The sequence below is a fragment of the Priestia sp. 53B2 genome (genome assembly GCF_056099005.1).
In genome coordinates this window covers 811913-825366 of record NZ_JBLZXA010000020.1, presented here as the reverse complement: position 1 = coordinate 825366, position 13454 = coordinate 811913, and the positions used below count along the sequence as shown (strand labels likewise).

Genomic DNA, 13454 nt, shown 5'->3' with positions numbered 1-13454 from the left:
AAGTTCTCTATTCATCTATAAATCTAGCTTATAGTTGTTACAAATTTTTGGGCTCTCTCATCTTGAAGCCAGCAGTGCACTTGGTGACTTTCTTTCAGCTCTGTCGACGCGGGATACATGCGGTCACACACTTCCATTACGTAAGGACAGCGAGGTGCGAACGAACATCCGGATGGAGGTGCAAATAAATCGGGAGGTGATCCTGCAATAGGCACAAGTTCACTTTCGTATAAATCTAACCGAGGAACTGAACGCAGCAATCCTTTTGTATACGGATGCTGCGGCGTATAAAAGATGTCTCTTCTTGTTCCAATTTCTACAATCTTTCCTGCATACATTACGGCAACACGGTCAGCTACCTGAGCAACTACACCTAAATCATGGGTAATTAAAACAATAGAGACATCCGTTTTCTGCTGAATATCCTTAAACAATTCTAAAATCTGCGCTTGTATCGTGACGTCAAGAGCTGTGGTAGGTTCATCAGCAATTAGCACTTCGGGATTGCATACAAGAGCCATTGCAATGACAATACGCTGTCTCATTCCCCCGCTAAATTCATGAGGATATTGCTTTAGGCGTTCTTTAGGATTTGGAATTCCGACTAGCTCCAGCATTTCAAATGCTTTTTCTTTGGCTTTTTCTTTTGAAATGTTTTCATGTTGCATAATATTTTCTGCAATTTGCTCACCTACGCGAAGAGTTGGATTAAGCGCAGTCATAGGATCCTGAAAAATCATCGAAATATCAGCACCTCGAATGTCTCGCATTTTCTTTTCTGATAGTTTCGTTAAATCCTGGCCTTTAAATAAAATAGATCCGCTTGTGATCCTGCCCGGAGGTGTCGGAATTAACCTCATAATACTTTGAGATGTTACGCTTTTTCCGCACCCTGACTCTCCGACAATCGCTAGTGTTTCTCCTTTATGTAAATCAAAACTAACGCCTCTTACAGCTTGAACTCGCCCTCCGTAAGTTGAAAACTGTACGTGTAAGTTTTTGATTTGGATCATTTTTTCCATTTGCTTACCTCCTTAATTTCGGATCAAGTGCATCTTGCAGTCCGTCTCCAAGGACATTAAAAGCAAACATGGTAAGAGAAATAAAAAAAGCGGGAAAAAACAAACGCCACCAATAGCCTGATAGAATCGTTGATAAACCATCGTTTGCCATTACTCCCCAGCTGGCATAAGGAGCCTGTACACCCAGCCCTAAAAAGCTTAAAAAAGCTTCAGCAAAAATGGCAGTTGGTACGGTTAGTGTCATTTGAACGATAATCGGTCCCATCGTATTTGGAAGGAGGTTTCGCTTAATGATACGACTAGTTTTTGTTCCAAACGTTTTGGATGCAAGCACGTATTCATAGTTTTTTATTTGCAATACTTGCCCCCGTACAATTCTCGCCATCCCGATCCAACCTGTAACGGAAAGTGCCACAATAATCGTAGAAAGCCCGGGGCCCATGACTACCATTAGTAAAATCACCACTAATAAATAAGGAAGACCGTATAAAATTTCAATTACGCGCATCATAACATTATCTGTTTTTCCGCCTTTGTAGCCTGAGAATCCCCCGTAAATGACACCGATGATAAAATCAATAAGCGCTGCCATCAGTCCTACAAATAAAGAGATTCTAGCCCCATACCATGTCCGAGTGTACATATCTCTGCCTAAGTCATCCGTTCCAAACCAATGACTAGCTGAAGGAGGAAGATTTTGCTCTGTAAAAGAAGCTTTCGTTACACTGTAGGGTGAAAACATAGGACCGAATATAGCCATCACCAGGAGAATGACTAAAAAAAAGAGACCCAGCATGGCCAACTTGTTTTTTACAAGCCTGCGCCAAGCATCATGCCAATAAGAAAGACTCGGCCTTACAACTGCTTCAGCTTCAGATTTCTTTTTTTTCTTTGGCACAAACCACTCATCAGGAATTTGCTTATACTCCTGTTTTTCCAGCACGTTATCCCTCCTTCTTATACAGTTTGATTCGTGGATCAAGTATTCCGTAAGCAACGTCTACTAAAAAAAGCATAATGATGAGAATCGAACTGTAAAAGACCGTCGTGCCCATAATTACCGGGTAGTCTCTCGTATTAATACTGTCCACAAAATATTTTCCCATGCCAGGAATAGCAAAGATTTGTTCAATAACAAATGTGCCGGTTAATACGCTGGCTGCAATCGTTCCAAGAACTGTTATAACGGGCATTAAAGCATTTCTAAGCGCATGCTTAAATACAATTTTTACTGGCGAAAGCCCTTTTGCACGCGCTGTTCGAATATAATCTTGAGTTAGTACTTCTATCATACTTGAGCGAGTCAAACGTGCAATTATAGCCATAGGACCTGTGGCAAGAGCAAGAGTCGGAAGAATCATATGTAAAGGGCTTGTCCACGTAGCGGCAGGTAAAATTTTTAAATTAACTGAAAGCTGTTGAATTAACAACGTGGCCATAACAAAATTTGGAACCGATAATCCGATAACTGCTATGCTCATCGCCATGTAATCAATTATTCCATTCCTTCTAAGAGCAGCGATAATGCCTAGTGTAATACCGGAAATCACCGCAAGAATTAACGTCACCATTCCAAGTTCAAATGACACTGGAAACCCTCTTCCTAAAAGGTCGTTAACCGTTTGAGACGGCTGTTTAATGGAAGGACCAAAGTCAAAGGTAACAATGGATTTTAAATAAAGAATATATTGCACAGCTAGCGGCTCATCTAAGTGATAAAATGATTCCAGGTTTTTTTGAACTGCATCGCTTGTCGCTCGTTCTTCATTAAATGGAGATCCAGGAATCGAATGCATTAAAAAGAAGGTTAAGGTCACAATTACCCACAGCGTAACAAGCATGGATAAAAATCGTTTCAGAATATAACTTTTCACCTTTATCCCACCTTCTAACAGAATGTTGTGCGCGTAGCTAATTCAGTCATAACAAGCATGGCCTGATAAGCTTCTAAAATATCTTTTGCTTGAAACCGAACGGTCGTCGTTCCAGGCTCAATTTCTGTTCCCGGCATTAAATGCGCCCACTCTGCTTGACCGTAATTTGCAAATTCTATTCGTAAGGTTGGATGTTTAGGTGGAATTAAAGGTTTAACAAGGTGTTTGTGTTGAATAGCTGCGGCTGTTTTTTCTTGAAGTAATTGTTCTGCTTTCTTAGGGGTTAATGTTTTGGCTGCAGAACGTGAAATGGCCTGTTTGACGATAGCAGTCGTCACGTTTGGAATAAGCTGCTGTGCTTCCAGCGCCGTTTGGTCATCACCGGCTACCATTAAAACTGGCACGCCGTAATAGCCTGCGACGTATGCGTTGAAGCCTAACTCTCCAATATTCGTATCGTCTATGTACATATTGCGAGCACCAAATATCATCGAATGAGACATGACACCAGGCATGGATGCTTTAGCATGATACCCTAGAAACATAGTACCATCAAAAGTCTGATCTAATCCCTGTACCATTGAATATGGTTTTACGCTTCCTGAAATAAGCTGAGTTTCTGGATGAAGCCGTTCAACAAGGAGATTATTCATACTCGAATGACTGTCATTTACCACAACTTCTGAGCACTGTTCTCTAAATCCTGCATAAATTACTGCATTTGCTTCATCCGTCATTATTTTGCGGCTTCTCTCATAATTTTCTTTCTGTCGCAGAACATTTGTGTGATCGACGAGTCCCGTAATCCCTTCCATATCAACCGACAGATATAGTTTCATTTGTCTTATTTCTCCTCCTTCCTTGACTGTTAGTCAGTTCATTATAAATTATTCTTATGTTTATAATTTATAATTGTAAGAAAATTATAAATTATCTTTCTTCTTTTTACAACAATATATTGAATTTTTTGACACTTAACTCCTCCTCCTTTTAACAAGATATCGCTTACAAATTGGAAATCCCATGGTAAAATAGTAGAGCAGTCTGTTGGTTCATTCAGCCGCTCGTCGGCATTAATTGAGGTGTTAAGAATGTTTCGAGTTTCCATTGCTTCACTACAATGGTTTTTATTTATGATTTCTAATAGTATGATTGTTCCTATTGTAATTGCTTCTCAGTTTCATTTAAACGCAGCGGATTCTATTCAATTTTTACAGCGAACGTTATTTATTTTGGCTTTATCCGGGCTCTTGCAGGTGTTTATAGGGCATAAATACCCCATCATGGAAGGGCCAGCTGGTGTTTGGTGGGGCGTCTTTTCTCTGTATGCGAGTCTTGGAACCGTTCTGTTTGGTTCTCACTCTGAAACGCTCCGCGTGCTGCAGTTCACCCTCCTTATAAGCGGGATAATTGCTATTTTGATGAGCCTGCTTGGTCTCATTGATAAACTAGCAAAATACTTTACCCCGACAGTTACCGGTACATATTTAATTTTATTAGTGACGCAGCTCAGCGGTTCCTTTTTAAAAGGAATGTTTGGCATTACAGAAACGAATTCAGCTATTAAACTTCCAATTGCGCTGGCTTCAGCTGCGATTTTGCTGCTGACTTTTTATTTATTATCGCACCGGACATTAAATAAGCTCAGCATTATTATTAGTATTGGTGTAGGCTGGGGAGTATTTGCAATGCTAGGGTTAGCTAAACCTATCGAATTTCAGGCGCAGTTATTTTACATACCTAAAGTGTTTGTATTTGGAGCTCCTCGCGTTGAATGGAATATGGTTGTTACTGCTTTTTTTGTGACGCTCATTTTAATTACGAACATGCTCGCTTCTATTCGTGTTGTTGAGTCTGTTTATAAACACAAAGGAGAAAAAATTGAAAAAGACAATATTAAGCGTTCGGGGATGGTTTCGGGTATAAGTCAGCTGCTTGGAGGATTGTTTTCAGGTGTCGGTGCCGTGCCTATTTCAGGTTCCGGTGGATTTATTTCAGCTACAAATCTTTATAGTCGAGTTCCTTTTATTGTAGCATCGTGTCTTTTGCTTTTTCTGAGTATCTTTACTCCTTTAACGTCCATTATGTCCGCTCTTCCTCCTGCCGTCGGATACGCGGCAATCTTTCCTGTTTTTACAGGTATGATGGCTCTTGGAATTGGAGAATTCAAGCATGCCAAACAGCCCGAAAAAGCGATGAAAAAAGCCGGTATTGCGTTGCTATCGGGGATAGGGGTTATGTTTTTGCCTTCTCAAGCTTTTTCAACGCTGCCTCCTTTAGTTACTACGTTTTTAAGCAACGGATTAGTTCTTGGCACCATTATCATTCTTGTACTGGAAATTTCCGAATCCATTTCTTTGAGAAGACAAGGTGCAAAAGAGGGATAAAAAAAAGAAGCTGAAACTCAGCTTCTTTTTTTACCTTCTTACCGTTAATCCTTTTAGTTCATCGTCTTCCATAGCCATTTCATAAAATTCTCCCGTTTCATCGTGCGCTAAAACATAATCCAACTCTTCCTGAGCAGAAGCAGTTTTTCCAAGAACAGCTAGATAGCATGCCAAGTTATAGCGAATAAAAAGATCTTCGTCTCCACTTTCTACTCTGGTTATCATAAGCGAAGCTGCTGCTTCCGTTTCACCTTCTAAATGATACGCGATACCTAAATCGGTATACATCCCTTCATACTCTTGACGCTGTTCAATTGCTTTTTGAAGAAGCTGAACAGTTTCATGATAACGTTCCGTTTTATTATACAGTTTTGCTAGTCCTGCATATATGTCAGGCTGATAAATTTCCTGTTGAAGTAATTCTTGAAAAGCTGCCTCCGATTTTTCTACCTCTTCAAGGTTACTCAAAATAAATGCTCGGTATATCTGCAAATCTATATGATATGGCTGCTGTTCAAGAAGTTTTTGAACTAAGTTTAATGCTTCATGTGCAACCTGCTCATTTTCATGGATATTCACAAGTATATTAGCTAAATGATAGGCAATATCAAAATCCCAACTGTGATGCAGCGATTTTTTCAGTACGTTGATGCTATCTTCAATCAATCCTTTCTCTTCGTAAAAAGCTGCAAATGCGTGCACAGCATCTTCATTATCCCTATCCATTTTTATAGCAAGCTCATACAGTTCAATCGTTAAGCCAAGCAGCGTAACCGTTTTTGCTTTTGCTTTGAACTTTGCTAAGCTTCGTTTGAAGATAGATCCTTGCTGCTCTTCTACGATCGAATCGGCATACTCATTTAAAGCCTCGGCTGCGTTTTTAAACAGCATGCTTTTGCTTTGTTTTTCTATTTTTATCTTTTTTAAATCTGCCGTAAGCCCAGACAGTTTTTTTCCATTTGGAAAGCTAGACATGAACGTTTGAAATAAAACGTAATCTTCCGGATCCTCACTAAGTAACTCTGTAAGAATTTTTCTAGCTTCTTCATACCTCTGCTCCATGATGAGCCATTTTGCCTGATGATGGCGAATAGCAGGATTCTGTGGATCTAGTTCAAGGGCCTTCTCTAGATACGTTTCAGCCTGTGAAATATCTCCTTTTAGGCGACACACATGAGCCTGGCTGTCAGCGAGCCATTGAGGCAGCACAATTTCCTCTACGCTCTTTAATACCTCTAACAGCTCTTCATACTCTTTCTCTGTTTCACAAAGTGAAGCAGCGTGCTCAACATTTACTTCCATAGGATTCAGCTGTATCCATTGAAGCAGCCAATTCCTTTCAGCCGTTCGATTTTGTTCTTCACAAGCCATTTCGGCAAGCTTCATACAAGCAGCTTCAAATGTTTTATCAAGCGTTAAACATTTTTGAAAGGCCTCTTTTGCTTCAGTGATGCGATTCATTGATTGATATATTTCACCTAACCGATAATATGGCAAAGCATCTTGGTTGATACGAAGTGCTTGATGATAAAGTTTCTCACTTTTTGTTAGCTGCTTGGCTTGTTCGTATAATATGCCTAAATAGCACATGTACAAAATCTCATTAGGATGCTCTTGATGTTCTGCAGTTAAAAACTTAATCCCACGAGTCAGTAAAGCCGTGTCTTCTAAATAACTCGTATATGCTTCTAACACTTCATCTAACGCTGTTTGAGCAAAATGAATCCCTTCTTCATAAAGAGCAAATCCAAACTCTATCGTTTGGTTGTCTAGCTCCTTTTGTTTTGCTGCATCTAAAAGCATGCTGCCTGCATCCAACATGACGTCGCTGTTCGATGAAAACTTCTGCGCAATAAGCGTGAGCGTATCAACGGCCGTTAAATGTTCACCTGTTTCTAGATACGCATAAGATAAGCCCAAATACATAAGGGCATCTTCTTCTATTTTTAAGCCTTCTTTATACAGAGCAATAGCTTCTTCGTACCTTTGATTCGCGACGTATAAATCGCCGAGTCTTCCCCGAATTGTCATGTCGCTCGGGAGATGCTTCATGCCTTCTTTGAGATAGCTTTCAGCTTCGTCTGTTTTTTCTAGTTGATATTGTAGCAAATCAGCTATCGAAAGATATGGATAAGGAACAGTCGGTAAAAGCTGGTTAGCTACTTGAAATCCCCGGTAAGCTTTACGAAACTTTTTTAAATGTTCATCACAACGGGCTCTTTCAAACCAGCTGTGCGCATCTTTTGGGTTTTCTTTTAATAGCGCGTCGAAAAGATTTCTGGCTTCTGCGTATCTTTCTTTCTCCATTAAAATAAGTCCGTGATTGATTTGTGTATAAGATTCATCGCCATACATATTTAAGGAAATAGTCGAGCATTCAAAAGCCTTTTCAAGGTTTCCATTGTACATATATGCAAGTGCTAAATAGCTCCAGTTCAAATGCTGCTCTACGTCTAATTGCAGCGAGCTGCGCAGTTCTTCAACAGCCTCATCATATTTCTCTTCATCCAGCGCAATTCTCCCTTTAAGATAGTGATAAAAAGAGCTATGCTTTTTGTTATCTATGTGGTGTAACAAGGAAGATGCTCCCTTACTGTCGTCAAGTTTAAAAAAGGCATATGCGGCGTGAAGCTTAAGATAATCATGATTGCTATATTTCTCTAACACATGATTAATACACGTACGAATATAGGCTTCATGCTCTTTTCTGTACAAATGCTTCATACTGTAAATAGCGGCAAATGGAACATGCTCATTTGCTTTTAATAAAGAAACGAGATCGTTAATGTGGGCCTCTTCATCCGCTTCAACTAGTTCGATTAAGTCATACAGCTGACGAATAAACACATCTTGCTCTTTAGAAAGTGAAGCGAGATCCGCTGCCTCTTTAGAAGCAACAATTGATAAAAACCCCGAATTAGCGTAATGCTGATCAAAATTTTTATATTCTACATACGTTGGACTTAGAAAATTAGCATCTTGTACATGAAAAAGTTCAAGTTCATCATCATAGCCAAATACAACTTGAACGTGGGAAGCTTGTTCAAATTCCAGACTGACCAAAATAGGCAGCCCTTTGTCTAATAGTTCTTTAAACTGTTCAACTGTGCCTGTAAAAAACATCGCTGCAAAGCCAAGAGATTCAAAGTAGCTCACCGCAGTTGATAATTTGGATCCTAAGCCTCCGTAAATACGCGTTCCAATCTCATCCTGTGTTTTTTCGGTATGTAAAAGCCTTAACATCATACTCATACTGGCTGGCACGCAATAATTATCTTTTTGAACAATTGGTACAATAGGAAGCTTGATTGTACTCAATTTATCGTCTGTATGCTTTCCGATTAATTTTTGATAAGGTGAATCTTTTAAACACCGCTTAGTCGAGAGCAGATGCGTAAGCTGAGATTGCTGCTGCTGTTCAAAATAAATGTCGGCGCGCAGCAGCGTAAAAAAATCTTGATAATCATGATAGGGTAACTTTGAGTCGATAAATTCAATCGTTTCAAGCAAGAGAGAATACTCTTTTAAATCTTTTAATCGCATCACTTTATCCATATATAAAGACGGAAGCTGTGGATAGTGGACAATAGCCTCGTTAATTATTTCAAGCGATTGTTCATGCTTCCCTTCGTACGCATATAAGTCCGCGAGCATTGCATAGCAAAAATCTCCATTCTCCTTGTATGCGGTTCCTTCTTTTAAGCAGGCTTCAGCTTTCATTCTGTCGTTGAGCTGCAAATAAAAATATCCCCATCTGTCAGCCATACCCTTTTGATTATGTGACGTTACTTGTTTCATCCACTTAGAAGCTTCATCCACTTGTTTCATTTCTAAAAGAATTCTTACCTTTAAAAAATAGATTTTCTCAAGCTGTTCCTCTTTAACTGATTCCGTATCCAGCTGAGAAATTAATAAAGAAAGTCTATCATCAGCGTCGAGTATCTTGCCTTCGCGCAGGAGATCATCGCAATAAAGAGTCACCATTCGAATCGAGCCAAATCGACGATAGCCATATGTCGTTAACATTCGGCTTAAACGATTTAATAAAGCTTCATCACAAAAGCGGATAAGCTCGTACAGCTCTTCTTCCGTTTGTAAGTTTGTTAACCATTCTTTCACAACCCCCGCAAGGCTCTTTGGTTGAAGGCTTTGTACTTCTTCTGTTATATATGCTACAAGATCAAATATTTGATAATGATCCACCATGCTTTTTAATTTCTGATAATTTATACTCAATTCAAAACCACCTTATTCAATAAAATAAGAACTATTGCATCTGCTGTCTATAAATTGAAGTATAAGAAATTTCAAGGATTTTTTCTAGACACAATATAAATTTAAGCATATTGACGGGTCTTTAAATAGCAAAGAGCTGTCTTTTATCATAAGACAGCTCCGTAAAATCATACTTCAGCTTTCTTCAGTTTTACGCCGCCTTCAGGTTTTGGTTTGATAGCTTTTAAAACTAAAATGGCACCTACCGCACTAACCCCTAGAGATGTTTGAAACACAGCCATGTCCGACCACTTCATAAGCAATGTATAAAGAGGAGGTCCAGCTGCTACTCCGACAAAGCGCATCGAACTGTAAAGAGACGTAACAGTTCCTCTCTCTTCCTTTTCAATTCCTTCTGTAATAAGCGCATCAAGACTGGGAAGAGCTGCTCCGATTCCAATTCCACCAAGCACTAAAGTGAGTAAAATACTAAAAAGAGACGTATTAAAAAATAAAATGATGAAAGAACACGTTAATAATAAAAAGCCAAAAAAAGCAGCCCATTTCATAACGATTTTATTGTTTCCTACTTTTTTCCCTGCCACAAAAGAAGAAATAGATAACGCTAGCAAAGGAATAGCCATAACTAAACCTTTTTTCGTATTCACAATATGATAACGCTCCTCTAATATGGTGGATAGGTAAAATAAAACACCGAATAATACAAGCATAATAATGGCGCCTAAAATAAAAATAGCCATGAGCCATCCCATATTTTCTTTGAGCGTCTTCTTCAAATCCTTCAAAAACTGCGTAATATTTTTCTTTTTTTGTTCAGATTCAGAAGAACTATCATTTTTAGGAACTTTTACTAAAAAGATAACCAAAAGAATTGAAATAAGGCAAAGAATAGGAATGAACCAGAAAGGAAGAAACCAAATCATAGCCGCTAAAAAAGCTCCTAGTATTGGGCTTAGTACTTTCCCAAACGTATTAGCTGTTTCAATTAAACCTAGCCCTTTTGTAATTTCTTGCTCGTCTTTGAACATATCTCCTACACAAGGCATCACAACAGGCATAGCTCCTGCTGAACCTATTCCTTGAATTGCGCGGCCAATTAAAATAACCCAGAAAGGATTGGCCATTTGCCATGAAGCCCAGCCTGTTAAAGCCCCTCCTACTGCAGCAAGCAGCAAACTGGGAATAATAATTTTCTTGCGGCCAAATCGATCTGATAAATAACCGGCAATCGGGATTAAAAAAATAGCGAAAATTGAGTAGACCGTGATAATCATGGATACTTGCAGCGAGCTTATCTGTAGACGTTTTTCAATTACCGGCAATACCGGAATTAACATTGAATTTCCGAGGGTCATGATAAGTGGCACAGAAGCAAGAGCAAGTAAATCCAATTTTTTTCTGCTTTCCATAGCGTCCTCCAAACCTTACTTCTAATTAATGTCACAATCACACGTTTTTCAATTTAAGCTTTATAAAACCTCTTGTGTTTATTGATTTTAAAGCTTAACTATTTCATTACATAAGATGATGTGTATCTATATTTTTTAGCTAAAAAGGTGATTGCTATTCATGGTTTCACTGTTCTTCTTTAATTTATTGAACTTTGTTATTTATCCCTGTTAATACTTGTAAAATCACATATTTTTAATTCTATATATGAAGAAGCGTACGAGTATCTCCGTACGCTTCTTCATATATAGGTGTCATCTTGTTACACTACTTCACCTCGATGACCATCTCCATCATACATAAACTGTTTATCAATGATATGTTCGATATATATGGTTGTCAAATCACTTTTTTTCACTTGAGCTACGATTAATCCTAACGGATCGCCAATGGTGAAGCTTGTTCCATTTTGAAACATTAGCAGCTGCTCATTTAAATGCAATACTCGCTTATAAATTTGCTCTTTCTCTAGGTTGCTGCGGCTCTTTGCTGCTTCGAGCGTTGAAAATAACAAAATGATTTCTTTTCCATTTACTTGTGTACGATACATACACGACCCACTCCTTATCACCGCTTTAAAATTATGCTGACTATACTTTTATTATAAACTAAATTTTCAGTTATTTTTCATCTCATAAGAAATTTTTTTAGTTATAATTGTACTACGTCCACGTTAAATAAAAATTTAATTTTCAGAAAAGTTAAATTTTAATGTTGAAATTTTATTTCTTCTTATTATATAATATAAACAATCATTTACCTCTATTGGAAATGATAATTCGAGTTTCAGCAGCATGAGGCTGCACAGTACTAGGGGGATTCAAGTTATGCAAAATGGTAAAGTAAAATGGTTCAACAATGAAAAAGGCTATGGCTTTATTGAAGTTGAAGGCGGCAGCGACGTATTTGTACATTTTTCTGCCATCCAAAGCGAAGGTTATAAATCCTTGGAAGAAGGACAAGAGGTATCTTTTGAAATTGTAGAAGGCAATAGAGGCCCGCAAGCCGCTAATGTCACTAAGCTATCATAAATAGATCTTTTTATTTTATAGTAAAAGAGACTCTTTTCCGAGTCTCTTTTTTGTTATACCTAGCGTTTGGCCTCAGTAAGCTGCTGTTCACATGTTTGAATAGACTGCATGCACTGCTGAAGAAATTGCTCGTCTACTCCTGTGCCATGAGCTTTAGCAGATTGAAGCTGTGCTTTTGCATCATTAAGCGCATTCGTTGCCTCTTCAAGCTGCTGAGGACTCATACTCATCGTAGCTGTCCCAATCATCTTTTGAGCAGATTGAATAGACACTTCTACTTGCTTTAAATCATTATATCCTGTTGTTACTTCTTCGTTTGAAAACTTATCCATTGAAAGAACACCTCCATATGGATAGAATGAAGCTGCTGCCGGCAAATTATACACGCTTACTTTTTAGTCAGCAAATCTCCATACTGCTTAATTTTTTCTCCTACGGTACACTCTTTAATACAAAACGTCTGGGCGTATGTTTTGCCCTTTTCTTTATTAAACGTTTTTTTCACAAAACAATCACTACAGTAGTAATCCAATAACTCCGTTACTTCTTCTAATAATTGTTTACGTTCCACTCTCGTTCATCTCCATTTCGTTCTGTGTGTTACACTTGCTTCCTGCTAGCAATTGGTATCCCTTGAAGTGCTTGAGTAGCAAGCTGGTCAGCCTCTTCATTTTCCTTCCTTGAAATAGGCTCATATATCGGTCGGATACCAAGTTCCTGCATTTTATCTTCTATTCGATCTAAGTACCGATTAAACTCTTCTTCGAAACAGGGCCACTCCCCAGCCAGCTGATTTAATACAACCTGAGAGTCACCTCTAAACGTTACCGGTATATGATGAACACCAAGTTCCTCAAGCTCTTGTATTAAATAATAAAAAGCAGCATACTCTGCCTCATTATTTGATTCAATCTCCTGCAGCCTTGAGTTGCGTCGTATTCGGTAAGAGTTGTTGTTCTGTTTAAAATAAATCACAACCCCAAGCCCCGCTAAGAGCGTATCATGCTCATAGCCTCCGTCAAAATATGCCACAATATCGTGAGGCTCTGTCTGTACTTCCTGTAAGAGCTTTTTCGCTTCTTTTACAGTCCATTTTTGCTGCTGCTCATCAAGTAGAAAAATTTCCTTCGTTCGACCTGTTTTTTCTAAATCACCCACAATCATTAGCGCCTCATTCGCATCTGTGAAATCGGATGTGAAAATTAACTGTTTATGTTTCGAGGATTTATAATGCCATTCAATTTGGAAATTCATAACGAGCATTCCTTTCATCAGCAATTTTGAATTCAACACTTTTTCTGCTTTTTTGTATTTTATCTTCTATTATGTCTTTTCATGACAGTTTTCTTACCTAATAAGCGGATTTTAGCGTTTATACGTGCTAATATAAAATAGCTGAAGTACTTATGATACAATACTATTGATGAAAAAACATGGTTTAAGCTTATATTGTTT

General features: G+C 38.4%; 12 protein-coding genes. 2 read left to right on the top strand and 10 right to left on the bottom strand.

The window, feature by feature from the left end; all coding sequences use genetic code 11:
• Positions 1–23 precede the first annotated feature (23 nt).
• The 4 genes from ACN6NE_RS18330 to ACN6NE_RS18315 are packed head-to-tail and all read right to left on the bottom strand — an operon-like array spanning position 24 to position 3735.
• Complete coding sequence (locus tag ACN6NE_RS18330; protein WP_474326365.1) at positions 24–1022, bottom strand: ABC transporter ATP-binding protein; 999 nt, start codon at positions 1020–1022, stop codon at positions 24–26.
• 4 nt (positions 1023–1026) lie between these two features.
• Complete coding sequence (locus ACN6NE_RS18325) at positions 1027–1983, bottom strand: ABC transporter permease (protein WP_474326654.1); 957 nt, start codon at positions 1981–1983, stop codon at positions 1027–1029.
• On the bottom strand, positions 1967–2896 hold the full coding sequence (locus tag ACN6NE_RS18320) for an ABC transporter permease (RefSeq protein WP_129707274.1): 930 nt from the start codon (positions 2894–2896) through the stop codon (positions 1967–1969). Before ACN6NE_RS18320 ends, ACN6NE_RS18325 begins: the two co-directional genes overlap by 17 nt.
• 14 nt (positions 2897–2910) lie before the next feature.
• Complete coding sequence (locus ACN6NE_RS18315; RefSeq protein WP_129707272.1) at positions 2911–3735, bottom strand: M55 family metallopeptidase; 825 nt, start codon at positions 3733–3735, stop codon at positions 2911–2913.
• 252 nt (positions 3736–3987) lie between these two features.
• On the opposite strand from ACN6NE_RS18315, the gene ACN6NE_RS18310 reads away from it, so the two are divergent.
• Complete coding sequence (locus ACN6NE_RS18310; protein WP_129707268.1) at positions 3988–5283, top strand: purine/pyrimidine permease; 1296 nt, start codon at positions 3988–3990, stop codon at positions 5281–5283.
• Between the two features lie 30 nt (positions 5284–5313).
• Here the strand turns inward: ACN6NE_RS18310 and ACN6NE_RS18305 are convergent, their stop codons facing one another.
• From ACN6NE_RS18305 to ACN6NE_RS18295, 3 genes are all read right to left on the bottom strand, one after another.
• A complete protein-coding gene (locus tag ACN6NE_RS18305) occupies positions 5314–9519 on the bottom strand; it encodes a tetratricopeptide repeat protein (RefSeq protein ID WP_474326364.1) in 4206 nt (1401 codons plus the stop codon).
• A 167-nt stretch (positions 9520–9686) separates the two neighbouring features.
• A complete protein-coding gene (locus tag ACN6NE_RS18300) occupies positions 9687–10928 on the bottom strand; it encodes an MFS transporter (RefSeq protein WP_057241841.1) in 1242 nt (413 codons plus the stop codon).
• 302 nt (positions 10929–11230) lie between these two features.
• Positions 11231–11518 carry a hypothetical protein gene (locus ACN6NE_RS18295; RefSeq protein WP_013056176.1) on the bottom strand — a complete coding sequence of 96 codons (288 nt, stop codon included), beginning with the start codon at positions 11516–11518 and terminating at the stop codon, positions 11231–11233.
• Between the two features lie 277 nt (positions 11519–11795).
• Between ACN6NE_RS18295 and cspD the strand changes: the two genes are divergently transcribed.
• Complete coding sequence (gene cspD / locus ACN6NE_RS18290) at positions 11796–11999, top strand: cold-shock protein CspD (RefSeq protein WP_013056175.1); 204 nt, start codon at positions 11796–11798, stop codon at positions 11997–11999.
• Positions 12000–12058: 59 nt separating this feature from the next.
• On the opposite strand, the gene ACN6NE_RS18285 is transcribed toward cspD, so the two are convergent.
• The 3 genes from ACN6NE_RS18285 to ACN6NE_RS18275 are packed head-to-tail and all read right to left on the bottom strand — an operon-like array spanning position 12059 to position 13253.
• Complete coding sequence (locus ACN6NE_RS18285; RefSeq protein ID WP_013056174.1) at positions 12059–12331, bottom strand: DUF2564 family protein; 273 nt, start codon at positions 12329–12331, stop codon at positions 12059–12061.
• 56 nt (positions 12332–12387) lie between these two features.
• Positions 12388–12570, bottom strand: a complete 183-nt coding sequence (locus ACN6NE_RS18280) for a zinc-finger domain-containing protein (RefSeq protein WP_013056173.1) — start codon at positions 12568–12570, stop codon at positions 12388–12390.
• 29 nt (positions 12571–12599) lie between these two features.
• Positions 12600–13253: a ribonuclease H family protein gene (locus tag ACN6NE_RS18275; protein WP_057241839.1), complete on the bottom strand. Its 654-nt coding sequence runs from the start codon at positions 13251–13253 to the stop codon at positions 12600–12602.
• Positions 13254–13454: the final 201 nt, after the last annotated feature.